This is a genomic window from Staphylococcus sp. AS1337 (genome assembly GCF_051408735.1).
GTDB classification, from domain to species: Bacteria; Bacillota; Bacilli; order Staphylococcales; family Staphylococcaceae; genus Staphylococcus; species Staphylococcus xylosus_B.
Map to the genome: position 1 here is coordinate 47,882 of NZ_JBOIHZ010000010.1, position 23,715 is coordinate 71,596.

The 23,715-nt window shown below is 32.6% G+C and carries 22 protein-coding genes; 6 read left to right on the forward strand and 16 right to left on the reverse strand.

All coding sequences use genetic code 11. The features are described from left to right. Positions 1 to 208: 208 nt before the first annotated feature. On the reverse strand, positions 209 to 727 hold the full coding sequence (locus ACSUE0_RS12930; protein ID WP_119613840.1) for a GNAT family N-acetyltransferase: 519 nt from the start codon (positions 725 to 727) through the stop codon (positions 209 to 211). 247 nt (positions 728 to 974) lie between these two features. Here ACSUE0_RS12930 and ACSUE0_RS12935 point away from each other — a divergent pair, with 247 nt between their 5' ends. Together ACSUE0_RS12935 and ACSUE0_RS12940 are read left to right on the forward strand one after the other, a co-directional pair. Next, complete coding sequence (locus ACSUE0_RS12935) at positions 975 to 1,964, forward strand: acrylyl-CoA reductase family protein (RefSeq protein ID WP_119613841.1); 990 nt, start codon at positions 975 to 977, stop codon at positions 1,962 to 1,964. 277 nt (positions 1,965 to 2,241) lie between these two features. After that, complete coding sequence (locus ACSUE0_RS12940; protein WP_182475150.1) at positions 2,242 to 3,606, forward strand: sugar porter family MFS transporter; 1,365 nt, start codon at positions 2,242 to 2,244, stop codon at positions 3,604 to 3,606. Positions 3,607 to 3,772: 166 nt separating this feature from the next. On the opposite strand, the gene ACSUE0_RS12945 is transcribed toward ACSUE0_RS12940, so the two are convergent. Both ACSUE0_RS12945 and ACSUE0_RS12950 read right to left on the reverse strand, forming a co-directional pair. Beyond that, on the reverse strand, positions 3,773 to 4,174 hold the full coding sequence (locus tag ACSUE0_RS12945) for a GNAT family N-acetyltransferase (protein WP_436957650.1): 402 nt from the start codon (positions 4,172 to 4,174) through the stop codon (positions 3,773 to 3,775). 25 nt (positions 4,175 to 4,199) lie between these two features. Next, the gene (locus ACSUE0_RS12950) at positions 4,200 to 5,231 is read right to left on the reverse strand and encodes an NAD(P)/FAD-dependent oxidoreductase (RefSeq protein ID WP_436957652.1); all 1,032 of its coding nucleotides are present in this window, start codon (positions 5,229 to 5,231) and stop codon (positions 4,200 to 4,202) included. A gap of 113 nt (positions 5,232 to 5,344) precedes the next feature. On the opposite strand from ACSUE0_RS12950, the gene ACSUE0_RS12955 reads away from it, so the two are divergent. Further along, entirely contained in the window at positions 5,345 to 6,262 is a 918-nt protein-coding gene (locus ACSUE0_RS12955) for an ABC transporter substrate-binding protein (protein WP_436957654.1), read from the forward strand. A gap of 163 nt (positions 6,263 to 6,425) precedes the next feature. On the opposite strand, the gene ACSUE0_RS12960 is transcribed toward ACSUE0_RS12955, so the two are convergent. The 5 genes from ACSUE0_RS12960 to ACSUE0_RS12980 form a co-directional block, all read right to left on the reverse strand. After that, on the reverse strand, positions 6,426 to 6,839 hold the full coding sequence (locus ACSUE0_RS12960) for a DUF2871 domain-containing protein (protein WP_017723240.1): 414 nt from the start codon (positions 6,837 to 6,839) through the stop codon (positions 6,426 to 6,428). A 182-nt stretch (positions 6,840 to 7,021) separates the two neighbouring features. Beyond that, positions 7,022 to 7,462, reverse strand: coding sequence for a ribose 5-phosphate isomerase B (gene rpiB, locus ACSUE0_RS12965; RefSeq protein WP_436957656.1), 441 nt, complete (start codon positions 7,460 to 7,462; stop codon positions 7,022 to 7,024). Positions 7,463 to 7,487: 25 nt separating this feature from the next. Next, positions 7,488 to 8,126, reverse strand: a complete 639-nt coding sequence (gene dhaL / locus ACSUE0_RS12970; protein ID WP_436957658.1) for a dihydroxyacetone kinase subunit DhaL — start codon at positions 8,124 to 8,126, stop codon at positions 7,488 to 7,490. Between the two features lie 11 nt (positions 8,127 to 8,137). Beyond that, positions 8,138 to 9,136, reverse strand: coding sequence for a dihydroxyacetone kinase subunit DhaK (locus tag ACSUE0_RS12975; RefSeq protein WP_436957660.1), 999 nt, complete (start codon positions 9,134 to 9,136; stop codon positions 8,138 to 8,140). A 44-nt stretch (positions 9,137 to 9,180) separates the two neighbouring features. Further along, positions 9,181 to 10,263, reverse strand: a complete 1,083-nt coding sequence (locus ACSUE0_RS12980; RefSeq protein WP_436957662.1) for an MDR/zinc-dependent alcohol dehydrogenase-like family protein — start codon at positions 10,261 to 10,263, stop codon at positions 9,181 to 9,183. A gap of 176 nt (positions 10,264 to 10,439) precedes the next feature. Between ACSUE0_RS12980 and ACSUE0_RS12985 the strand changes: the two genes are divergently transcribed. After that, positions 10,440 to 11,204 (forward strand): DeoR/GlpR family DNA-binding transcription regulator, encoded by a 765-nt coding sequence (locus tag ACSUE0_RS12985; RefSeq protein ID WP_436957663.1) that lies wholly within the window; start codon positions 10,440 to 10,442, stop codon positions 11,202 to 11,204. A 100-nt stretch (positions 11,205 to 11,304) separates the two neighbouring features. Here ACSUE0_RS12985 and ACSUE0_RS12990 read toward each other — a convergent pair whose 3' ends face one another. The 6 genes from ACSUE0_RS12990 to ACSUE0_RS13015 form a co-directional block, all read right to left on the reverse strand. Next, positions 11,305 to 12,777 carry a Na+/H+ antiporter NhaC family protein gene (locus ACSUE0_RS12990; RefSeq protein WP_436957665.1) on the reverse strand — a complete coding sequence of 491 codons (1,473 nt, stop codon included), beginning with the start codon at positions 12,775 to 12,777 and terminating at the stop codon, positions 11,305 to 11,307. An 82-nt stretch (positions 12,778 to 12,859) separates the two neighbouring features. Next, the gene (locus ACSUE0_RS12995; RefSeq protein ID WP_436957667.1) at positions 12,860 to 14,188 is read right to left on the reverse strand and encodes an LLM class flavin-dependent oxidoreductase; all 1,329 of its coding nucleotides are present in this window, start codon (positions 14,186 to 14,188) and stop codon (positions 12,860 to 12,862) included. After that, positions 14,185 to 15,201, reverse strand: coding sequence for an MsnO8 family LLM class oxidoreductase (locus tag ACSUE0_RS13000; RefSeq protein ID WP_436957669.1), 1,017 nt, complete (start codon positions 15,199 to 15,201; stop codon positions 14,185 to 14,187). Before ACSUE0_RS13000 ends, ACSUE0_RS12995 begins: the two co-directional genes overlap by 4 nt. A gap of 237 nt (positions 15,202 to 15,438) precedes the next feature. Continuing rightward, positions 15,439 to 16,218 (reverse strand): SDR family NAD(P)-dependent oxidoreductase, encoded by a 780-nt coding sequence (locus ACSUE0_RS13005; RefSeq protein ID WP_436957671.1) that lies wholly within the window; start codon positions 16,216 to 16,218, stop codon positions 15,439 to 15,441. Between the two features lie 369 nt (positions 16,219 to 16,587). After that, positions 16,588 to 18,252: a Na/Pi cotransporter family protein gene (locus ACSUE0_RS13010; RefSeq protein WP_119613848.1), complete on the reverse strand. Its 1,665-nt coding sequence runs from the start codon at positions 18,250 to 18,252 to the stop codon at positions 16,588 to 16,590. A gap of 358 nt (positions 18,253 to 18,610) precedes the next feature. Further along, on the reverse strand, positions 18,611 to 19,900 hold the full coding sequence (locus ACSUE0_RS13015) for an ABC transporter permease (RefSeq protein ID WP_436957673.1): 1,290 nt from the start codon (positions 19,898 to 19,900) through the stop codon (positions 18,611 to 18,613). A gap of 156 nt (positions 19,901 to 20,056) precedes the next feature. Here ACSUE0_RS13015 and ACSUE0_RS13020 point away from each other — a divergent pair, with 156 nt between their 5' ends. Continuing rightward, on the forward strand, positions 20,057 to 20,662 hold the full coding sequence (locus ACSUE0_RS13020) for a TetR/AcrR family transcriptional regulator (protein ID WP_119613355.1): 606 nt from the start codon (positions 20,057 to 20,059) through the stop codon (positions 20,660 to 20,662). 29 nt (positions 20,663 to 20,691) lie between these two features. Continuing rightward, positions 20,692 to 21,630 (forward strand): magnesium transporter CorA family protein, encoded by a 939-nt coding sequence (locus ACSUE0_RS13025; RefSeq protein WP_119613356.1) that lies wholly within the window; start codon positions 20,692 to 20,694, stop codon positions 21,628 to 21,630. A gap of 99 nt (positions 21,631 to 21,729) precedes the next feature. On the opposite strand, the gene ACSUE0_RS13030 is transcribed toward ACSUE0_RS13025, so the two are convergent. Both ACSUE0_RS13030 and ACSUE0_RS13035 read right to left on the reverse strand, forming a co-directional pair. Further along, the gene (locus tag ACSUE0_RS13030) at positions 21,730 to 21,912 is read right to left on the reverse strand and encodes a hypothetical protein (protein ID WP_119613357.1); all 183 of its coding nucleotides are present in this window, start codon (positions 21,910 to 21,912) and stop codon (positions 21,730 to 21,732) included. A 258-nt stretch (positions 21,913 to 22,170) separates the two neighbouring features. Then, positions 22,171 to 23,613, reverse strand: coding sequence for a sucrose-specific PTS transporter subunit IIBC (locus tag ACSUE0_RS13035; protein ID WP_436957676.1), 1,443 nt, complete (start codon positions 23,611 to 23,613; stop codon positions 22,171 to 22,173). Between the last annotated feature and the right edge of the window lie 102 nt (positions 23,614 to 23,715).

The following is a 23,715-nucleotide window of genomic DNA, read 5'->3' on the forward strand; positions in this document are numbered from 1 at the left end:
CTAATGGTTAGTATCTATGTATATCATTCCCCAAGAGGTTGGTTGAGAATTAGTTTATTATTCACTATAAAATTAGCAATAAACATCTTTAATGAAAAATCCTAAAAAAAAAATATATAAATTTAACAAACTCAAAATATTTTTCAACTTTATATAGTTCCATAACATATTTAAATTATGTCACAAAGTATCTAAAAGAACTTTATTTCTAAATTTCTTTTTCCATAATTAAATCTATATCTACTACATTACCAGTATAAAAGTGATGTTCTCCTGTAACACGCAGTCCTTGCTTTTCGTAGAAATTAAGCGCTTGTTTATTATGCTCCCATACGCCTAACCAAATTTTAGTTTTCTTTAATTCTCGCGCTTTTTCGATTGCGAATTCAAAGACGTGTTTTCCTCGTCCACCTCCTTGATATTTTGGTAAAAAATAAATGCGCTGTATTTCGAGATATTCATTCCCCTTTTCTTCTGATTGGGCTTGATTAATATTTAATTTAAAATATCCTACTATTTCTTCATTTTCTTTATAAAAATAAGTAAAAGATGATTCATTTTCTAATTCTTTATTTAGTTGTTCTACATTATAAGCTTCATTAAAATACTGCTCGAAATCTTCATCAGTGTAACCACCCTCTTCAAATGTCGCCTTAAATGTAGTGATACTAAGTTGACGTAATTGTTCTAGCTCATTAGATTTTACCAATTCAATTTGAGTCACCATATTACTCCCCCTACTTTGTTCTCTCTTTGAAATCAATTATACTAAAACACTTCTTATCTTACTATTGAATAATAATACTTTTATAATCACTTACTTTTTCCTACAAAAATTAAATTGTTTTTAATTTAAAGCGCTTACTTAAAAAACGTATAGTTTAGCCTTATTGTGTAATATTCAATTACATGATAAAGTAGTTCTAGTTTTTTAATTGTTCGTAAATTTATACATAAGGGAGTGCCATTTGGCAATGACTGAAACATTTAAAGCTTTTGTAGTCGATGAACAAGACGGCAAAGTAACTAACAAATATAAAGATTTATCAATAAATGATTTACCAGAGGGCGAGGTACTTATAAAAGTTAAGTACTCTGGTATCAATTATAAAGATGCACTTGCAACAGTGGAAAATTCAAAAATCGTAAAATCATACCCAATGGTTCCAGGTATTGATTTAGCTGGCGTAGTAGAACATTCCGATACTCATGCTTTTGAAGCTGGTGACGAAGTTATTATCACTGGATATGACTTAGGCATCAGCCACTTTGGTGGTTTTAGTGAATACGCACGTGTTAAAGAAGAGTGGATTGTACCTTTACCAAAAGATTTAACCCTTGAAGAAGCTATGATTTATGGAACTGCTGGCTATACAGCAGGTTTAGCTATCGAAAAGTTAGAACATAATGGTTTATCTGTAGAAAAAGAAGACGTACTTGTACGTGGCGCAACAGGTGGTGTAGGAACACTTGCAGTAATGATGTTGGACTCAATAGGCTTTGATGTTGTTGCTAGTACCGGTAAACAAAACGCTGAAGCACAACTTAAATCTTTAGGTGCAAAAGAAGTAATACCTCGTATTTCAGAAAGTGATAGCAAACCACTTGGCAAACGTACTTGGCAAGGTGCTATAGATCCAGTCGGTGGCGAAAGTTTATCACAAATCATTAAACAATTAGACTATGATGGCAGTGTTGCTTTAATAGGTATGACTGGCGGAACAAACTTTGATAGTTCTGTATTTCCATTTATATTAAGAGGTACTAGCATTATAGGTATCGATTCAGTTTATACTGAAATGAGACAACGCAAACATATATGGCGTCGTTTAGCAAAAGACTTAAAACCAGACCAATTACATGACATCAAACAAGTTATTAAATTCAGTGAGATTGAATCAAGTATTAAACAAGTACTTGAACATGAAAATTCTGGCCGCATAGTCATCGACTTTGAAGCATAAAATGAATCTATAGTAATGTTTCAAATTATAAACAATTGATAAATTGTCACTCTTTAATAGAGCGTGAATATGAAAGCAAACTCTAAAATTTGTTTTCATATTCACGCTCTTTTTCATTTTATTAAGATTAATATAACCTCGCATTTTTATACATATAAATAAGAATTACATCTCATATAAATAGATAATAATAAATAAAAATCTTATACTTTAATATTTACAAGTAAAATATGTAAGCGTATACTTATCTTTATCGAAAACATTCAGGAGGGTTTTTATGGGAATAAAAGTAAATAAAAAACTCATCTTTTTCCTTGGTGCATTGGGAGGTTTACTCTATGGTTATGACATGGGAGTAATATCTGGCGCCTTATTATTTATAAGAGATGATATACCTTTAAATAGTTTTACTGAAGGTCTTGTAGTTTCGTCTATGTTAGTTGGGGCAATATTTGGTTCAGGTGCTAGTGGACCTATGTCTGATAGATTGGGGCGTAGACGTGTTGTATTTATTATAGCAATTATTTACATAGTCGGTGCTTTAATATTAGCCTCAGCCCCTTCCATGCCTATACTAGTTATCGGTCGTCTAGTCATTGGTTTAGCTGTAGGTGGTTCTACTGCTATCGTACCAGTTTATTTATCAGAAATGGCGCCTACCGAACAACGTGGTTCATTAAGTTCTTTAAACCAATTAATGATTACAATTGGTATTTTATCTTCATACTTAATCAACTATGCGTTCACACCAATAGAAGGTTGGAGATGGATGCTAGGACTTGCAATCGTGCCTTCTGTTATCTTGTTAATTGGTGTTGCATTTATGCCTGAAAGTCCAAGATGGTTACTTGAGCACAGAAGTGAAAAAGCAGCTCGTGATGTGATGAAATTAACGTTTAAAGATAGTGAAATCGATAAAGAAATTGCAGATATGAAAGAAATTAATAGTATTTCTGAAAGCACATGGAATGTTTTAAAATCACCATGGTTACGACCAACGCTGATTATCGGAAGTATCTTTGCGTTACTTCAACAAATAATAGGAATTAATGCAATCATTTATTACGCACCTACTATTTTCAATAAAGCTGGTTTAGGTAATGCTACTTCCATTTTAGGCACAGTAGGAATTGGTACCGTGAACGTATTAATTACAATTGTCGCTATTATGATTATTGATAAAATTGATCGTAAGCGTCTATTAGTAATTGGTAACATTGGTATGGTAGCTTCGCTACTAATTATGGCTGTCTTAATTTGGACAATTGGTATTCAATCATCCGCATGGATTATCGTAGCTTGTTTAACTTTATTCATTATATTCTTTGGGTTTACTTGGGGGCCCGTACTTTGGGTTATGTTACCTGAATTATTCCCAATGCGTGCACGTGGTGCCGCAACTGGTGTCGCAGCGCTTGTATTATCAATTGGTAGCTTATTAGTTGCGCAATTCTTCCCAATTTTGACGGAAGTATTATCAGTTGAACAAGTATTCTTAATCTTTGCTGCGATTGGAATTTGTGCCTTAATCTTTGTAATCAAATACTTACCAGAAACACGTGGCCGTAGTTTAGAAGAAATTGAAGCAGATTTACGTTCTAGAACAAATGCTGCAAATGCAAATATAGAAGAAACGAAATAGCAATTAGCAATGTATGAGCTTGAGTGAGAACTCAGTTCATACATAATAAAGAACCAATAACTTAAGTTATTGACAATATAGCATTTGAGGAGGCTGAGACAATTAATTTGTCCCAGCCTCCTCAGTTATTATATTCAAAATACAAACTATAAATTACGCTTACTTATCAATATTTGAAATACATACCACAAGAATTGGGTTCTGTAGTAATAAATCCAAATTGTGCATACAACTGATCTGCAGGGTAATCAGCTATTAAACTGACATATGTTCCCGATTCAGCCTCAGTTTTAATATAATCCATAATATGTGTCATTATTTCTTTTCCATAACCATGACCTTGGTATACTGGATTAACTGCTATATCAATGATTTGAAACGCCGTTCCACCATCACCAATCACTCTTCCCATACCTATTAACGCCTGTTGATCATAGATTGTGACATTAAAACATGCATTAGGTATACCTTTTTCAGCAGCTTCTCGGGATTTTTCGCTCAGTCCAGCTATTTTACGTAAATTTCTATAGTCTTCAACAGTTGGTGGTTCATGCTTTATCTCAACCATTTATTATTTTCTCCTAAAAATTATATTATAAATATTTCTTCATAACTACTTTATTTGATTCTTTAAAGACATCATTATGACTTGATACATAACCTTCTGCAGCTGCTTTGGGTTCAATATAAAGCTTAGCCAAATTTGCAGCATTAGCCGCGTCACTAAAGGCACTTGCAATGAGATGTGCTTTTGCTTCATGATATATAATATCACCACATGCATACAGTCCATCAATACTCGTAGAAGTATTGCCAAAGCCTTTAATGCTGTACTCGTTAAACATGTCAACTTGAGTTGAAGAAGCCTCTAGCAATGTATTTTCTCTATCAAAACCATGACTGATAATCACATCATCAAATGCTTTTACCGTTTGCTCACCTGTTTCAATATTCTCTAATATCACTTTTTCAATTTGTGTTTGTCTTTGGTCACCTATAAGTTGATATATATGTGTATTCGGTAATTTTTCAACATTCAATTGCTCCATTTTATCTCTCATTGCTTCATAGCCTTTAATATCAGCTTTTCTATAAATGAGCGTAACACTTTTAGCATAACCACTTAAATCGTTAGCCCAATCTAAAGCTGAATTACCGGCACCAGAAATTAATACATTTTTATCTTTAAATTTTTTCAAAGACTGCACTACATAATGTAAGTTAGTCAATTTATATCTTTCTGCATCTTTGATATCTAATTGTTTAGGATTAATGATACCTCCGCCAATCGCTATAATCACTGATTTTCCTTCAAATACATTTCCTTTATCCGTTTCAACCTCAAAATGTTGTTCGGCAATTTTTCTTATATCAATTACACGTTCTTCTAAATTCACCTCAGGATTAAAATGTAGACCTTGTCTAACTGTGTCTTGAATAACTTCAAAACACGGTTTCGGTGCTAATCCACCAATATCCCATATAATTTTTTCTGGATAGACATGCATCTTCCCCCCAAGTTTGTCTTGAATATCTATGATACGGACGTTCATCCCTCTTAATCCTGAATAAAAACTAGCAAATAACCCTGCTGGGCCACCACCAATTATAATTACGTCATCCATAAAGCACCCTCCCAAAATTAACTTGTATCTTACATACATTATGCTATAATTGATAATCATTATCAACTAAAATATTTTATTAATCAATTTTTATATTTAGGAGATGTTCACCAATGAAAAAATTAACTTTACTCCTTATTTCTTTAATTTTATTTACTGCTGCTTGTGGTACAAATAATTCAAACCATAAAGAAGATTCAAACCTTGAGTCCACTGGGAAAACATTTAAAGATGATAACGGAAATGAAATCAAAATTCCTAAAAACCCTATAAATATAGTAGTTTTACACCCTACCTATGTAGGTGCTCTAGTAAAATTTGGTCATAAGCCAATCGCAATTCCAGAATTTGTAAATAAAAACAAAGTATTAAATGACTCTACACAAGGGATTAAACGCATTGATAATACTAGTATAGAACAAGTTACGCATCAAAAACCCGATTTAATCATTACTACAACCCAAGATAAAAATATTAAAAAATTGCAAAAAATTGCACCTACAGTTGCTTTTAATGCAGAAAAATCTAATTATAAAGATAATACTAAAAAGCTTGCTACTTTAGTTAATGAAGAATCGAAAGCTAAACAATGGATTAAAGAATGGGATACTCAAATGGCAAAAGATAGAAAAGAACTAGAACCAGTAATTAAAGAAAAATCTATTTCTGTCTTACAGCAAACACCAAAAGGAACAATGGCCTTTAGCGATCATCTGGGTAGAGGCACAGAAATTCTATATGATGGTTATAGAATGAAGCAGCCTAAAGCACTCGCACAAGCCACAAAAAATAAATTCGCTACACCAATTAACCCAGAAAATTTTGCAGACTATATAGGTGATTTCGCAGTTATTGCTACAAACGGCAAACAAAATGCTTCATTTGAAAATACTAATTACTGGCGTAATTTATCCGCAGTAAAAAATAAAAACATAATTAAGTTTGACGTTACTGTTACACAGTATAATGATCCTATTTCATTAGAAAAACAACGTGATATTTTCTATAAAGCTTTAATGAATATAAAATAATTTTTCATAAAGTTGATTCACAAAAAAGTGAGGGGTGAAATCCGACTGTTGATTTCACCCCTCTTATCATATAATTCATTAAGTTCAAAAAAATGCATTTAAATTTAAATGATAGTTCTGTTTCAAATTCACTTTAATGAGTTGATATTTAATACTCTTTTCACTAATCTCTAGGATCCTTAATAATTGCATTTCTTAATACGAAAAATAGCAGTATAAAACCTGCAGTTAAAATAGTATGACCCATACCCGCAAAGCCAGCAAACGAATCTGGAACAGTAAGCCCAATAACTTGATAAGTCCCCTTCGTAAACATCATACCTATCGTAGTCAACACACCAACGTTATAAATAATAAAGAACCAGTTAAATAAATAATAACTATCTAACTTAAATATTTTCACAACAGGCAATAAAATAAGGTGCATAAACATACCTAAGATTAACGTGTGTGTATGTACAACTACGAGTTGTGTATCTCCAGTAAAGTTATGAGCGAGTGTCAATTCACGATAATAGAATCCACTTAATAAACCTAATATTGTATAAACTAAAAAAGCATACAGTACTCTACGCATAGATAATCCTCCTTAATGATATTATAGGATAATATTTTAAAAATTACAGTGACAATTCTACAAACTTCTTAAAAAGGATAAGGGCCATTTATATTAAGGTACAGGTATCAAAACGTTAAAAAAGCTACAAAGAAATTTATAGTAATAAATTTCTTTGTAGCTAATCCTTTTATCATTTAGTTCTACTCGTTTCTCTCAACTTCATCAATTTTATCAACTTTGCGTTGAGAACCACCTTTCCAACTTACATTGAGATAAGCTTCTACATTTTTCTTAGCGACTTCTATACCAATAATTTGCGCGCCCATCGTTAAAATTTGTGCATTATTACTAAGTTGAGCACGCTCTGCAGAATAATAATCATGCGCTAACGCAGCACGTATTCCTGTTAATTTATTAGCTGTTATAGCTACACCAATACCTGTACCACATATTAATATACCACGAGCATTTTTCCCTTGTTGTATGCTTTTACCAACTTCAGCTGCCACATCTGGATAGTCTGTTTCTGCACATTGATGACAACCAAAATCTTCAACTTCATGCCCTAATGCTTCAACATGTTCTTTTACCGCTTCTTTTAAATCGTATCCGTTATGGTCTGCACCAATTGCTATTTTCATGTAATTTCCTCCTTAATATTTTCCGTTAATTTTCAATAAAACTTCCAAATGTTTGTAACATTAGATAAGCAGACATCGCACCGGGATCCACATGCCCTTGAGATCTATATCCTAACCTCTTAGAACGTCCTTTATTAGAAATAATATCCTTTGTACTTTCCATTCCTATGTGTGCTTCTTTTAATGCTTTATTGTAACCATCTGTAAAAGGCATATCTTGTTCCATTGATTGTGTTAATGATTTATAAAATGGCTCTAAAGTATCTATCATTGTTTTATCACCAATTTCGGCTTTGCCTCTATCTTTAATTCCTTTACTAAATGCAATCCAAAATTGATATAAACCTGTATCATCAAGCTCTGTTTGATTTTTAATTGATACCGCGCCTTTTAGATAACCAGACGCATATAATGGACCTACTGATGAACCCACAGCATCTAAAAAACTCTTCCCAACAGCTACACTAATTTTCGCAATATCACTTTGTGATGCTAACTCATTTTGAATAGTTTCCTTTACAGCTTGATAACCAATATTCATTGTGACACCATGGTCACCATCACCAATTTTTCTGTCTAGCTCACAAAGCTCATCTTTTTTCTGTTCAAATAACGTTGTTAACTCTAATATATAATCTTTAAATGAATGACTTGTTAATATCATATTTACACCTCCTAAACTACCTTGAAGTTCGGACAATCTACCGGATGATCTACACATGCCTTCAGTGTGTCATCTACTTTCATTAACGTCACTGAAAAACCACCCATTTCCATCGAAGTAATAAAATTGCCAACAAATGTTTTATAAACGCTAATATTTTTATCTTTCAATATTTCGCTTACTTCTTTGTTAATTATATAAAGTTCCATTTGAGATGTAGCCCCTAGACCATTAACTAAGACAACCACTTCATCATCTTCGTGATAAATTGATTCTTTTAAAATATTTTGCATAATCACGTTTACTGTTTCTTTAGCTGTTCTGATTGTTGTTTTTTCTATTCCTGGTTCTCCATGATGCCCTAATCCAATTTCCATTTCATTATCTTCTAAATCAAAACTTGGTTTGCCTGTTTGAGGTAAATAACATGGGCTTAAACCAATTCCCATAGAACGTGTTTGATCATTAGCAAATTGAGCAATACGTCTTACTTCTTCCAAGTTATATCCAAAATCTGCCGCGGCTCCAGCAACTTTATACACAAGTAATTCACCTGCTATACCTCTACGGTCGTCAATATCTTTAGATGAAGCTACATCGTCATTACCAATAACAGCAGCCGTTTGGATATCATCTTCTATTTCTGTCATTTCGCTAGCCATCTCAAAGTTCATTAAGTCACCAGCGTAATTACCATATATATACAACACGCCGTAATCCTGATTGATTTCTTTTGTCACAGCTTGAATTGGTATCGGTGAAGGCGAGGCAAATATATTACCAACAGCCACACCATCAGCCATACCTTTACCTACATATCCTAAAAACCCTGGTTCATGGCCAGATCCTCCACCAATCAAGACACTTACTTTGCGTTTTTCCGTTCTTTTGTTACCTATTAAAGCCCTTTTATGAAGTTCTGAACGTCTTAAATATTCAGGGTAAGCCGCTAAATAACCAGTCATTAATTCATCAATAACATGGTCTGGATTATTAACCATTTTTTTCATTTCAATGCGCTCCTTTTATTACACGAATTCTTTAGCCATTAGCTTTAAGGTACGAGAACAATTTTTAATGATTCATCTCCTTTTTTCATCAGATCAAATCCTTGTTCAAAATCTTTTAAAGGTAATTGATGTGTAACTACACCATCAGTTGGATAGTCATCTTTTTGAATCCCATCAATGACAAGTGGATAGCAATAAGGTCCCAAATGGCTTCCCATCAAATCTAATTCTTTACGGTCTGAAATAATACTCCAATCTACTGTTACTGGATCAGCAAATACAGAGAATTCTACAAAACGACCTAACTTTCTGATTGCACTTAAACCTTGTTCAACTGATTTAGGATGACCCGTAGCTTCAATATAAGTGTCACAGCCATATCCTTCAGTCATTGACTTGATTTCTTTAACAACATCAACTTTAGCTGGATTCATTACAATATCAGCACCAAACTCCTTAGCTAACTCTAATCTTTCATCTTTCATGTCTAAGACAACTAATGTCTCAGCACCTGCTTTTTTAGCTGCACCTACCATACCTAAACCTAATGTTCCAGCACCTGAAAGTACAACAAAATCTCCTAGTTTAATGTTGGCACGTTGTACTGCATGCAAACTACAGGCGTAAGGCTCAATTAAAATTGCTTTCTCTATAGGCATATCCTCAGGTACTTTATAATTGATGGCTTCTTTTGTAAATTTCATATACTCTGCCATGCCACCGTTCACATTGTTTTGAAAGCCATATAAATCATGTTTTTCACACATCCAGTACTCTCCACGATTACAGAATCTACATTCCCAACAAGGTACGATTTGTTCAGAAATTACACGATCACCAATTTCAAATTCAGTAACATCATCACCTTTTTCAACAATACGAGCAATAAATTCATGACCCGGAATCATTGGTGCTTTAATGTATGAGGGCTGTGTTTCATCCCCCCAAAAGCTTGGCGCACCATCATAGGCCTTAATATCACCTGCGCAGATACCACATGCTTCCACTTTTACGATAATTTCTTTTGAATTTTCTATTTTCGGAGTTTCAACTGTTTCATATTTATATTCACCAGGTGCATAAGCTACAACAGCATTCATTTGTTCTGGATAATTTTTCTTAGTCATAATTAAAATCTCCCCTTTTCTTTTTAGAAAACGTTTTCATTAACAATTCTTATTTTAATATATTTTTTCGTTTCTTTCAAATATTCTTTCGTTTATTTTCATTTTGATTTGTTTTAGTTTTCTTGTGCACTATTTATGTTAAAATGTATAATGATATAAAGGAGGATGTGATTCATATGAAAATGTATGCTGATGAGCGTAGAGAACATATTTATACTTATATAAAATCTCATAAACGTGCAACTGTAAAACAGCTCTCTGATTACTTAAGTGTTACAGAAGCAACTGTAAGAAGTGATTTAAGACGCCTTGAAAGTGAAAATAAATTAATCCGTACACACGGTGGTGCAAAAATAACTGATAATCTGGGTTCTAAGTTAAATTTTTCTTATCGCTTAACTCAAAAACATTCAGAAAAATATAAAATTAGTAAACATGCTTTAAAAAAAATACAACCACAACAATGTATTATGATTGATGCAAGTTCTACAACTTATGAATTAGCCAAATTATTAACGGAAACAACAATGGAACTAACTATTATCACAAACGGGTTAGAAAATGCAGTATTATTAAAAGAGAATCCACACTTAACAGTTCTTGTGGTTGGAGGTTTTGTTTCACAAGATTCAAATGCGATTACAGGTAATATTGACTCACAAATACTAGAAATGTATCACATAGATTATTTCTTTTTATCTGCGAACGGCTTTACACTTGAAAATGGCTTAACTGATTTCTCTTTACCTGAAGTTCAATTAAAAAAACAAATGGTAAAGGAAAGTGAAAATGTCATTGCACTTATTGATAAAAGTAAATTCGATATATCCTCTACACTTTCATTTGCAAAAATCAGTGACATTACAGAAGTCATAACTGATGAAACGCCATCAAATAAATGGGAAAAAAATGTACCATTCTCATTAACAGTAGCTCCATGAAAAAATAAAAACAAAAAAGGAACAACGATAGACTTTAATGTTCTAAGTATAAATTACTTTTAGATAAAGTCATCATTGTTCCTTTTATTTTGAATATCAATTATATACCACCACTCCAGCCAATTGCAGTAAATACATAAAGTATCACACCACCAACAATCATCCATATGATAAATAACGGTGCCATAAATTTAAACCATGAGCCAAAATTAGCCTTAGCTATAGCTATAGCCCCAATTGTAGCACCTAATGTCGGAGTGATAAGATTACCTAATCCACCACCAAAAGATAATGAAGTTAATAATATTTGATCATTAACTCCTAATGCTGTTGTAACAGGCTGTAATATAGGCACCATCACACTCATCAATCCAGAACCAGAAGGCACTAAAAAATTAAATATTGTAGCTACAAAAAACACTAAAACCGAAACTACACCTGACGAAGCACCATCAAGTTGCGTCGTCAATCCATGCACTATAGTACTTAATATTTGTCCTTTTTCTAATATCACGCTAATGGTATTTGCCATAATGATTGCAAATGCAACTACAAGCATTGGTTTTGCACCATCTAAAAATCCATCCACCATTTCAGATGGTCGTTTCCCTTTAACAATATAGGCCAACACAAAACTTAAACCAAATACTGTAATAAAAACACCATTACCATATCGTTCAGTCCAATTTAGCAAACCATTTCCTAACGCTAAAATGATTGGTGTAACAACAACTAAACTAACGACAATGTAATCTCTCCAACTTACCTTTCTATCTTCCAAATCCATTGCTTCATTTGATGAATAATCGTTTTGTTGTTGCCAAACTTTTGTAGTCATCATACTATTATCTGGATTTTTAATTACTCTTCGCGCATACCAAATTACATACAATAAGGTCACAATTAAAAATATAAGATACATAATAGCCCTACCACCGTAGCCTGAATAAAGTGAGACATCGGGATATACAATTTGTCCGATTTTAGCCATTCCAGAAGGTGATACAGAAAATGCCATATATAAAGGTAAGAATGTAATCGCCAAAGCCATAATAGGATCTAACTTTAAACGTCTTACTAAAATGACGCCCAAGGTTACAAACACAATCATTTGATCTCCACCGATAAAGAATCCTATAAAAGCCATCAATGAGAATAAACCTATTATTAATGGTAATGCACCTACATGTTCAAATCTATAAATCATGAAATTAGTTATTTTCGTAACTGAATTTAACTGCAGGATGCCTCCCATTGAACCACCTATAAATAATAGCAAAGTCACTGTTTGAGCAGATTGGGTACCTCCATTTAGAATCAGCGTTATTGCATAAAATGGATTCACAGGATGTTGAGCAATTGCGTGGTAAGTCCCTTGTATCATCGATCCATCTTTGTCAGTATTAAACGTCCCAGCAGGAATGATATATGTCAAAAAACAAGCAAACATCATCATTAGTAACATCATTAATAACACATGTGGTAACTCTAATTTCCTTTTTGTTTTTATAGAAGTTTGGTTAGCTGTTTGATTAACAGTATTTTGATAAGATGTTGTACTAGATTCTGACATAGTCGTTCACTCCTTTTAATAAAAAAATAGACACAACTTTTATAATTTAGATGTGTCCATCAATTTCAATATTTTCAAAGCTTTAATTTGTAACACGGGATTGTGTGTATCTATTTTCTTTAAAAGGAAGGCCAAGATGATCTCTTAATGTTTCACCATGAAATGTTTTATCATAATAACCCTTCTCTTCTAGAATAGGTAATACATTTTCTAAGAATTCATCATAAACCGCCCCGTAGATATGAGGACCAAAAATAAAACCATCTGCTGCGCCGTCTTCTACCCATTCAATGATTAAATCTGCTACAGTTTCATATGTTCCCATAAATGGAGAGCGTCTAACTGTCTCTTCTAGCGCAACTTCTCTTAACGTCGATTGGTTTGCTTTTGCGCGATTAGCAATTGCATCTGCTGTAGCTCGGAAACTATTTTGACCAACTTCTCCTAAATCTGGAAAAGGCGCATCTAAATCATATTGACTAAAATCATGATGATCATAATAACGACCTAAATAATCTAATGCTTCATCAATATTTGCTAAAGTCTTAATATTTTCAAAACGTGCTTCTGCTTCACTTTCTGTCTTAGCTATGACTGGTGCTAATATAGGATAAACTCTTACTTCATCGGGGTTACGTCCATAAGCCTTGGCTTGATCTTTAATACTTTCATAATTCCGTTGTGCACTTTCTTTTGATTCTCCTAATGTGAAAACTGCATCTGCATATTTGGCTGCATAGTCTTGTCCTTTAGGTGAAGCTCCTGCCTGAAAAATGACTGGTTGACCTTGTTCAGAGCGACTTGCATTTAATGGTCCTTTTACTTGGAAATATTCACCTTTATAATCTAGTGTGTGCATTTTGTTTTTATCTAAATATTCGCCTTTTTCATTATCAAATTTAAACGCATCATCTTCATATGAATCCCATAAGCCTTGTACCACTTGAATATGTTCTTCAGCGATATCATATCTCGTATCATGCTCCGGATGTTCACCTTTACTATAGTTATCTGCACTACCCTCAAGTGGTGATGTAACAACGTTCCATCCTGCGCGTCCATGACTGATATTATCAATCGTTGCTAACTGTCTCGCAACGGTAAAAGGTTCACTATATGAAGTTGAAATTGTACCAACTAAACCAATTGTTTGAGTAATAGGCGCAAGTGCAGCAAGTAGCGTTAAAGGTTCGTGTCTGTCTAAGAAATGAGGGATAGATTTCTCATGAATATATAAACCATCTGCTACAAAAACAAAACTAAAACCTGCTCGCTCTGCTCTCTTAGCAATGTCTAGTTGGTATTCAAAGTTAGTACTGGCATCGCTAGGAACTTCATTAGATTTCCAAGCATGCATATGACTACCTGGACCATTTAACATAATCCCAAAATCTATTGTTTTCTGACTCATAATACCCCTTCTTTCTGGTTAGCAATTGTGTATGATGGAGCAAGTTGCTCAACCGTTTTCACTCTTAATTTGTGATTCTGTATTGGTATATGCAACATAAACTCATCGATGAGTCCTTCGTTGTTTAACTGAGATAATTGATGTCTAACTTCAGCAGCTGATCCTTCTAAAACGTCTATTTGCTTTTCCTCAACTTCAAAATGTTCTGCACTTTGTTTACTAAATGCTTCTAGTTGCTCCTTAGTATTTACAGTAATTTTTCTACCATCCTTAAAATGCAAAGCATAATTTGTACGACCATCTTTAACTAATTCTTTATCATTTTCATTCTCTGTTACTACTGCTGCTACAGCAACAATAAAACGTCCTTCTGGGTATTGTTGTTTATAAGATTTCACTGCACTTCGTAACATATCAACATTAGAATTAATAAAGAAAGCATATACAAAACCAACATTTTCATTTGCTGCAAATTGTGCCGAACGGTCACTGCCTCCTAATAAAAAGAGCTCTGGCTTAGGGACTTCATTATCTCTTATAGAAGTTTGTAATTGATTATATGCATCATCTTCTTTAAAATTTCGATTATTTATATTGTTTAACAGTTGGAATTTATCATTGAATGTAACTTGTGGCGATTTGAATTCTGATTGCAGAGCCTGTGTTGCTAATGGAAATCCCCCAGGTGCTTTACCAATCCCTAAATCAACTCTACCTGGTGCAAGGTGACTAATAAAATGAAATTGTTCTATTACTTTAAAAGGACTATAGTGCTGTAACATTACTCCTCCTGAACCAATACGTATTTTGTTAGTCTTGTTGAGTAGATGTGTCACTAATATTTCTGGGCTTGTACCCGCAACTTCTGGAATATTATGATGCTCTGCAACAAAATATCTCGTATATTTTAATTTATCTGCTAGTTGTGCTAATTCAACAGTTCGCTGTATACCCTCATTTACAGTTTCATTAATATCAATTGGACTTTGATCTAGAATACTCATAGATGTCATATATAATCCCCCCAAATCAATTTTCTGAATATTAGATTACTAGTAATACTATGCTCCTCATACAACTTTGTCAAGTATTCTTATCGTTTTAGTAAGGATTAAATAAAGCTAAAATCATTGGAGTCATTTAACATAAGAACTTTAAAAACAGCATAAAAAAAGAGAAGTTGAGTATTATATTATCTCAACTTCTCTTTTGATATTACTAAATTTAATTTAAAATTAGTCACTAGTTATTTATAATGCTGTATATCCCCCATCAATTGTGACAACACTACCAGTAACAAATGATGAAGCATCAGAAGCTAAATATAGTGCTGCACCTTGTAATTCTTCAGGTACACCAGGACGACCTAATGGTGTAAAATTCATCCATGTATCAATCATTTCTCCACCTTGAGCAAAATAATCTCTAGTTAGTTCTGTTTCCATATAACCTGGAGCAATAGTATTTACACGTATACCATGTTCTGCCCATTCATTTGCTAAGCTTTTAGTAAACATAATTACCGCACCTTTAGAAGTATTATATGCCGCCTGTGGTTGTGGCGTATTTACAATGATACCTGACATAGAAGAAGTGTTCACAATAGTACCTTTTTGCTGTTTGATCATCACTTTACCTACAGCTTGTGAAACTAAAACCATGCTGTTGATATTGACATCCATATTTTTAACCCAACGATCGTAAGGCATATCTTCAAATTTAACATGTTCATTGATTCCAGCATTGTTGAATAGAATGTCTATGTGCCCAAACTTATCCATTACATCTGAAACCATTTGCTCAACATCCGACACGTTTGTTACATCTACTTTACATGCCAAGGCTTGATTTCCTGTTTCAGTTTCAAATTCGCTTGCTGTTTCTTTTGCTAAATCTAAATTAATATCAGCAATAACTAAGTTTGCACCTGCTTCAGCTAAACCTTTCCCCATTGCTTTTCCTAGTCCCGAGGCACCTCCTGTCACAATTGCGACTTGACCATCCAGTTTGAATTTGTCTAAAACACTCATATTATGTAACCTCCATTTATTTCGTCTATTATTTGTAATTGTAAAATAAATTAATATTCAAAGATAGTGGAAACGCTTACTGATTTTATTCTCTACATTTAATTATCTAGATAATTTCCACATATTCACTTAGAAAAATTCAATTATTAGATAGTATGATATAACTTTGACAGTTACTTTAGTGTTGATATTAAAGTAATTTGGGAATATCAAACCATTCTCAACTTAATAAATCTATATCTAGAATCAACGATATCTTTTTAAATAATTTATATAAAAAAGACAAGACAGAAATCAAAATTTAAAATTTGATTTCTGTCTCGCCTAGCGTAGTTATTTTATATGCTAATTTTTATGATTAAATAATATTTAGTAAGACCAACCTAATGGATTTTCCACATGTTCTTCTAATTCAATTTCATCAATATCAACCATTGATTCTGAAATATTTCTAGAATGATAACCGATTCGTTCTAATATTGCAATCATATCTAGATATAATAAGCCACCTTCTGGCGAACACTCACCTGAACTTAAACGTTTAATATGTTTTTTCCTTAAATCATGTTCAAGTTTGTATGAATCATTACTTATTTTAACAATTTCATCACGCTTAACTCTGTCATAAACGTTGAACATTTCAACTGTCTTTTCAAATGACATGTTAACATGATTGTAAAGCTTTTCAATACTTTGTTCAGCTTTATCAGATATTTTGATAGGATCTGTATCTTTTTTCTTCAAATCTAATAAATAGGCTTCTGATAAACCAGCCACTTTCAACATCGTGCGATTAACATCGAATAATACAGACATCCTTTCTGCATCATCTTGTGACAACTTCTTCTCAGATATTTTAGTAAGATACTGTCTGACATTATCATACATGTTGTCAATTGCTGCATGTTTCTGAATAATATCTTTTTCAGTTTTTTCATCGTAGTGATTGACTTTTTGCAACATGGATAACGTCATTCTACCAATGTTTTGAATTTCATCTTGAGCTTCTTGTAGAGCAATATTAGGCGCTCTATTAATTAAGTTCTTATCAAGATGTCTTGGTTTGTATTTTTCATTAATATCTTCACCTGGAATTATTTTCGTAACTATCCAAGCTAGTACAAAAATAAATGGTAATTGAATTAAAGTATTTGTCACGTTAAATGTACCGTGTGCAAATGCAATAACCATTTCTGGTTTTAAATTCATTGCGCCTTGCATCCACTCAATAACTAATTGATACAACGGTAAGATGAGCAAGAATATTGCTGCACCTATCACGTTAAACATGACATGAACTGCTGCAACACGTTTTGATGCAAGAGAACCTGCTAAACTTGCTAAGACAGCAGTAATCGTTGTACCGATATTATCACCTAATAGTACTGGCAGTGCACCATGCAAGCTAATTAAATCATTAGCAAAGAACCCTTGTAATATACCAATTGTTGCACTTGAGCTTTGGATGATAACTGTTAAGAATGTACCAGCTAAAACACCATATATTGGATTTGATGACATATCTAACATGATTTGTTTAAACCCATCTAAATTAGCGAGTGGCTTCACTGCACCACTCATCAACTCTAAACCATAAAAAAGAGAACCAAAACCAAATAAAATCATACCTATATTTTTTACTTTCCTTTTCTGGATAAAGAAAATTAAAAATGCGCCAATAGCTAGGATGGGTAGTGAATAAGCACCGATATCAATACCTATTATAAATGCTGTAACCGTGGTACCTATATTCGCTCCCATAACAACTCCAATTGCTTGTCGCATTGTCATAAATCCTGCACTTACAAGACCAATCGTAATGACAGTAGTCCCTGAACTACTTTGAATTAAAATCGTAACAATCATACCTGCCAAAACACCCATGATTGGATTACTAGTGAATTTATTTAATATACTTCTCAGTCGATCGCCAGCAGTTGCTTGTAAGCCATCGCCCATCTGTTTAATTCCGTATAAAAATATACCTAAACCACCGATAAAAGTGAAAATTATCTCCATTACAGAAGAATCCATCGTCACACCTCTTTAAATTATTTGTAAACTATGTGAATTATAACTTATTTTTGTTAAGCAAATGTTAATTCTTTATTAAAATTATAGATAATGTGCTAAACAATTATGTAATCATATTTCATACAGTTTTCAACATACATTTAAACAGTGTAATGACAGTGTTTAATAAAAACAATGAGTAGTACATTTTATACAAATTAATTTTGTATATTTTATGAAATATGATTTTAAATTAAATGACTATTGAAATGTTTATATAAAAAGGGTTAGATAGCAAATAATCAATTTGCTATCTAACCCTGCTAACAAAATTCTTCATTTTAAACCAATATAATAATTAGTGCTGCATTTGATACATTTATGACGGAACTTCTGTACGTTTCCCACTATGTTTTCTAATTATTGCAGCACTTATTGATGAAACAACTCCAAAAATAATAAAACCGATAAACATCCACATGGTAGCATTCATTTCTAGTGGTTGATCCATATAAAGTAATGCTCTCAAATATTCACCATAGTGAGTGAATGGATTCCAACTCACAACATAATCTTGATAAAATTGCGGTAGCATTTGTTTAGGGAACATTACAAGTTGCATACTAAAGAACATTGCTATAAAGAATATTGGAATAGACTTCATACCTAACCAAGTCATAACACCTAAAATAAGACCAATAAAGCCTAGTAATGCAATAGAAACAAAAAGACCTATTTTATTAATATCAGGGAAATCAAATCCTTGAACACTAGACATAAAGTATACATAACCAAATCCACCTACAAAGGCAGTAACAACTGCAATTGCAAGTTGACCTAACGACGCAATAATGCGATGCGAAATTATAATATTATCTGAAGTTCTAAATGCAAAGAACAGCAAAATAGATGCCACGATCGAACTAATCCACACAGGCATAAACATCAAGAATGATGCATTACCATTACCTTGATGGTCTTTAACTTTATGAATCTTTTGATCTGATACTTTCACAGGATTTGTAAGTCCTTGAATATCACTAGGGCTAACTTTAACATCCTGTTTTTCTAGAGTATCTAAACCTTGTTGTGTTATTTGTTTATTTAAATTATCACCGATGCCTTTTAATACATTTGAAGAAATTTGTGATGCTTGCATATTCGCACCACTATTAATCAATGTTTTAAATTCTGCTTGATTGACTCTTATGTCTTGTGAAGCGCCAGATTTATCCATTTGACTTTGCATTTTTTCAGCCTGTTCTGGCGGTATTTCACCTGATTGTATTTTCTCTTGTATTTCTTGCTTTTTACTATTCATTACTATTTTTTGAGTTTTACTCATCGCATGTTTTGAAAAATCTTTTTCAAAAATAGCTGCACCAAAATATTTTTGCTCATCTAATCCTTTTCGGGCATCTTTTTCATTATCTACTTCAACCCATTTTATAGTATCAGAATCATTATTTAATAGTTTATCTTCTAACTTTTTACCAATGTTAATGTCATTATTTTGAATAGATGTACCTTCATCTTGATTAACTATAGCAATTGGTAAAGCTTTTGGTTTGGGATTATAAGCTGGATAAAATGCTATTGAAAATATTGCCAATATGATTAAAATTGCTATTGGCGCTATCCAAAGTAATTTATTTTTAAATATATTCATATTAATCACCTCCTTTTTGAACATTGTGTTGATTAATAACTACTTTGTTTATTATAATGAGCATAATTCAATAAGCAATATTCAATAAGCTTCATTTTGTTTTTTTAACAACAAATAAACATAGTTTGTCTATTAAAATTTAAGGAGCTGAATAAAATGATAGAAGATCGTCGTGTCAGAAAAACTAAAAATGCAATCAAACAAGCTTTTATAAAATTATTAGCAGAAAAAGAACTAGAGCGAATAACGATACAAGATATAACATCCCTAGCAGATATTAACCGAGGTACTTTCTATTTACACTACGAAGATAAATATATTTTACTTTCAGACCTAGAAGATGAAATTCTCGTTGGTTTAGCAGATGAAATAGGTACTTATAAGTTGGTTATGCAAGATTCAAATTTAGAAGATTTCGCTAAAATATTTTCGGAAAAAATTCTTAAAAATATCATTCTCCATATTCAAAAAGATATCGATTTTTACTTAGTTATTTTTAAGTTAGATAGAAAAAGCCATCTTGAAGATAAGATTTCAGAACTTATGTACTCTAATATGGCTAAAAACCTTAACAACAAACAAAAAATTTCAGGCATACCAATAGATTATTTTCATAGTTATGTTTCAGGTGCTACGATTTCTTTTATCAAACATTGGGTACAAGATAATAATAGAATGGAACCCGATATTGTTGCTGATCACTTATTCAAAATTATATTTAACGGTCCATTACGTCTAATGGCAAAAGAACAATATCAATAACACTTCTGAAGAAAGGACCTCATTTTATCATGATAACTGCATATAAACATTCACAAACAGATAAAATAATCGAATCTGAACTGGATCAAACAGCTTCATGGGTTAACGTCATTGATCCCAACTGGGAGGAAATCGAAATGCTTATAGATCGCTATGACATTCCTGAAGATTTCATACGAGACCCATTAGATAGAGAAGAGAGTGCGCGTGTTGAATACGATGAAGATTCGCATTATTCATTAATCATATTAGACTTACCTATTATAAATGACACTAATTCAAAAGTATTGTCATTTATTACTATTCCTTTAGGAATTATTATTGGAAATAAAAAAATCATTACTATCTGTAATGTTGAAAATGAATTCTTAGAAAACTTTGCACGTCAGAATATAAACCTACGCTTTCATAGTCGTTTTGCATTAAATATATTGTTAACAATTACAAATCATTACAACAGAAATTTGAGATTGCTGAATAAAACACGTGTACGTATTGAACGTGACTTAAAGAATAACGTCACAAATAAACAACTTTATAATTTAATGGAAGTAGAAAAAAGTTTAGTTTATTTTTTAGCTGCACTTAAAGGTAATGAAGGCATAGTAAAGAAATTATTCCGTCTACCAGCTATGAAACGCTTTGATGAAGATGAAGACATTTTAGAGGACTTGTTAATCGAAAATAATCAAGCTTTAGAAACGACGAGACTTTATACAGATATATTAGAAAGTATCACTACTTCATACGCATCATTACTATCAAATGAGATGAATAATACGATGAAAACATTAACGCTTTTTACTGTATTTTTAACATTGCCAACGTTAGTATTTAGCTTTTTTGGCATGAATGTTCCCTTACCTATTGATGACCATAGTTATATTTCATGGCTCATTGTGATTGGCATTTCTCTCATTATCGTGACCATCGTAGGCGCGTTTTTATGGCGCAAACAAAAATTGTGAATTAAATTATAAACGCTTATTAAATCATACAAAACCTTTATAAAACTTTATAACGTTCTTACAATTGTGAGAATAGTCTTTGTATAAGTAATATTTTCACTAAAATAACTGGCCTATAGATACTCTGCTATTAGCAAGACAATTTTTGACTTTGACAAATTCATATACAAAATTTAAATCTAATATCACATCAACTTTACGTAATAAATAATTGTTAAGCACTAATTTAGAAATAGAAATCATTTCATATTGGTCTCTCTTATCAATTGATCTATGTAACATAATAAACACCACCACTGTTTAATTTATATATAATCCTTTTAGTGTAATATCGGCAGTGATTTAGACCGACTCCTGTGGTAGAACCCTAGCCGAAGATTATAGGCTAAGGCAGTGACCGTGTAAAGCATACAAAAAACTGTCAACAAAGTTGGAGAATTTGTCGACAGTCTGAGACTAATCCGTCTTCATATGGATTAGTCTTTTATTTTGATAATGCAATTTTTGTACTACTTTAAATCTTAATATACCTTTATACTACTATGTTTCAATATTTCTATATTTCTTTCTATATGACAAAGCGTATGTTATGCAAAATGCTACGATAAATGCAATAATCATTGCTATACCGTAATGTAACCAACCATTATTTTGACCGCTAATAGATATAAATCCTGGTATACCTGCAGTACCTAATGCAATAGCTTTAACTTTAAAGAATGCTATATAGGCAGAACCGATACCTGAACCTACAATTGCCCCAATAAATGGATATCTTAGCTTTAAGTTCACACCAAACATAGCTGGCTCTGTAATACCTAGTAGAGCAGATACACCCGCAGCGGATGCTACGCCTTTTAATTTTTTATTTTCTTTTATAATAAAGAATGCTGCAAGGGCAGCCGCTCCCTGTGCAACATTAGACATTGTTGCAATAGGGAATATAAATGAACCACCTGTTGTTGAACTGTCAGCGATAAGTTGAGTTTCAATAGCAATAAAACTATGATGCATACCTGTAATAACAATCGGCGCATATAACAAACCAAATATAAGACCACCGATAGCACCACCAAATTCATATAGCCACGTTAAACCATCTGATAGCCAATATCCTAAAGTACGTGTTAATGGACCAACAAATGAAAATGTTATAAAACCTGTTGATAATATTGCTAATAAGGGTGTTAATAAATTGTCTAATACTGTTGGTATAACTTTCCTTAGTCCTTTTTCAATTGTTGCAAGAATATATGTAGCTACTAGCATTGGTAATACTTGACCTTGATATCCTACTTGATTAATTTCGAGTCCAAATAAGTTCCAATGAGGAATCTCTTTTCCCGCTTCTAATGCTTTCGGATAATCATAAGCACTCATCAATTCTGGATGAACCAATATCATTCCAAGTGCTGCCCCGAGATATGCATTACCTCCAAATCGTTTTGCAGCACTAAAGCCAATTAGTATAGGTAGTAATGTAAACGGCGCATTAGCAAAAATGTTAATCATTTCAGCTAAGCCACTAAACTGATTTTGTACTTCTATTAATGATTGATTATCATAAAAAATACCAGGCGCAGTTAATATATTATTGATACCCATGAGCAAACCACCAGCTACAATTGCTGGTATGATTGGAACAAAGATATCTGACAGCATTTTCACAAACCTTTGAAAAGGATTCATGTTTTTAGTGCCTTGCGCTTTCACATCTGACACCGAAGACGCTTCTTTACCGGTTATCTTTTCTAATTCACTAAACACTTTATTTACCGTACCAGAACCAATGATAACCTGATATTGTCCTCCAGTTGAAAATGTACCTTTTACAACATCCATATCCCCTAATGCCTTTTCATTAACCAAGCCTTCATTCTTTAATACAAGTCTCAAACGCGTTGCACAATGTGTCATTGCTTCAACATTATCTTCTCCACCAAGCGCTTGCAATATATTTTCTGCAGACTTTTTATAATTCATTATATTACCTCCTTTTTAATGGAACCGGTACCAAAACTTTATAATAATATTGTAATCGGTTCCATTAAATAACGCAATCCCATTTTTGTATATTCTTTGTGA

What these genes read in the sequence shown, in the direction of transcription:
- ACSUE0_RS12930 (WP_119613840.1), bottom strand. Translation starts at nt 727, where the DNA reads ATGGTGACTCAAATTGAATTGGTAAAATCTAATGAGCTAGAACAATTA.
- ACSUE0_RS12935 (WP_119613841.1), top strand. Translation starts at nt 975, where the DNA reads ATGACTGAAACATTTAAAGCTTTTGTAGTCGATGAACAAGACGGCAAA.
- ACSUE0_RS12940 (WP_182475150.1), top strand. Translation starts at nt 2,242, where the DNA reads ATGGGAATAAAAGTAAATAAAAAACTCATCTTTTTCCTTGGTGCATTG.
- ACSUE0_RS12945 (WP_436957650.1), bottom strand. Translation starts at nt 4,174, where the DNA reads ATGGTTGAGATAAAGCATGAACCACCAACTGTTGAAGACTATAGAAAT.
- ACSUE0_RS12950 (WP_436957652.1), bottom strand. Translation starts at nt 5,231, where the DNA reads ATGGATGACGTAATTATAATTGGTGGTGGCCCAGCAGGGTTATTTGCT.
- ACSUE0_RS12955 (WP_436957654.1), top strand. Translation starts at nt 5,345, where the DNA reads ATGAAAAAATTAACTTTACTCCTTATTTCTTTAATTTTATTTACTGCT.
- ACSUE0_RS12960 (WP_017723240.1), bottom strand. Translation starts at nt 6,839, where the DNA reads ATGCGTAGAGTACTGTATGCTTTTTTAGTTTATACAATATTAGGTTTA.
- rpiB (WP_436957656.1), bottom strand. Translation starts at nt 7,462, where the DNA reads ATGAAAATAGCAATTGGTGCAGACCATAACGGATACGATTTAAAAGAA.
- dhaL (WP_436957658.1), bottom strand. Translation starts at nt 8,126, where the DNA reads ATGATATTAACAAGTCATTCATTTAAAGATTATATATTAGAGTTAACA.
- ACSUE0_RS12975 (WP_436957660.1), bottom strand. Translation starts at nt 9,136, where the DNA reads ATGAAAAAAATGGTTAATAATCCAGACCATGTTATTGATGAATTAATG.
- ACSUE0_RS12980 (WP_436957662.1), bottom strand. Translation starts at nt 10,263, where the DNA reads ATGACTAAGAAAAATTATCCAGAACAAATGAATGCTGTTGTAGCTTAT.
- ACSUE0_RS12985 (WP_436957663.1), top strand. Translation starts at nt 10,440, where the DNA reads ATGAAAATGTATGCTGATGAGCGTAGAGAACATATTTATACTTATATA.
- ACSUE0_RS12990 (WP_436957665.1), bottom strand. Translation starts at nt 12,777, where the DNA reads ATGTCAGAATCTAGTACAACATCTTATCAAAATACTGTTAATCAAACA.
- ACSUE0_RS12995 (WP_436957667.1), bottom strand. Translation starts at nt 14,188, where the DNA reads ATGAGTCAGAAAACAATAGATTTTGGGATTATGTTAAATGGTCCAGGT.
- ACSUE0_RS13000 (WP_436957669.1), bottom strand. Translation starts at nt 15,201, where the DNA reads ATGACATCTATGAGTATTCTAGATCAAAGTCCAATTGATATTAATGAA.
- ACSUE0_RS13005 (WP_436957671.1), bottom strand. Translation starts at nt 16,218, where the DNA reads ATGAGTGTTTTAGACAAATTCAAACTGGATGGTCAAGTCGCAATTGTG.
- ACSUE0_RS13010 (WP_119613848.1), bottom strand. Translation starts at nt 18,252, where the DNA reads ATGGATTCTTCTGTAATGGAGATAATTTTCACTTTTATCGGTGGTTTA.
- ACSUE0_RS13015 (WP_436957673.1), bottom strand. Translation starts at nt 19,900, where the DNA reads ATGAATATATTTAAAAATAAATTACTTTGGATAGCGCCAATAGCAATT.
- ACSUE0_RS13020 (WP_119613355.1), top strand. Translation starts at nt 20,057, where the DNA reads ATGATAGAAGATCGTCGTGTCAGAAAAACTAAAAATGCAATCAAACAA.
- ACSUE0_RS13025 (WP_119613356.1), top strand. Translation starts at nt 20,692, where the DNA reads ATGATAACTGCATATAAACATTCACAAACAGATAAAATAATCGAATCT.
- ACSUE0_RS13030 (WP_119613357.1), bottom strand. Translation starts at nt 21,912, where the DNA reads ATGTTACATAGATCAATTGATAAGAGAGACCAATATGAAATGATTTCT.
- ACSUE0_RS13035 (WP_436957676.1), bottom strand. Translation starts at nt 23,613, where the DNA reads ATGAATTATAAAAAGTCTGCAGAAAATATATTGCAAGCGCTTGGTGGA.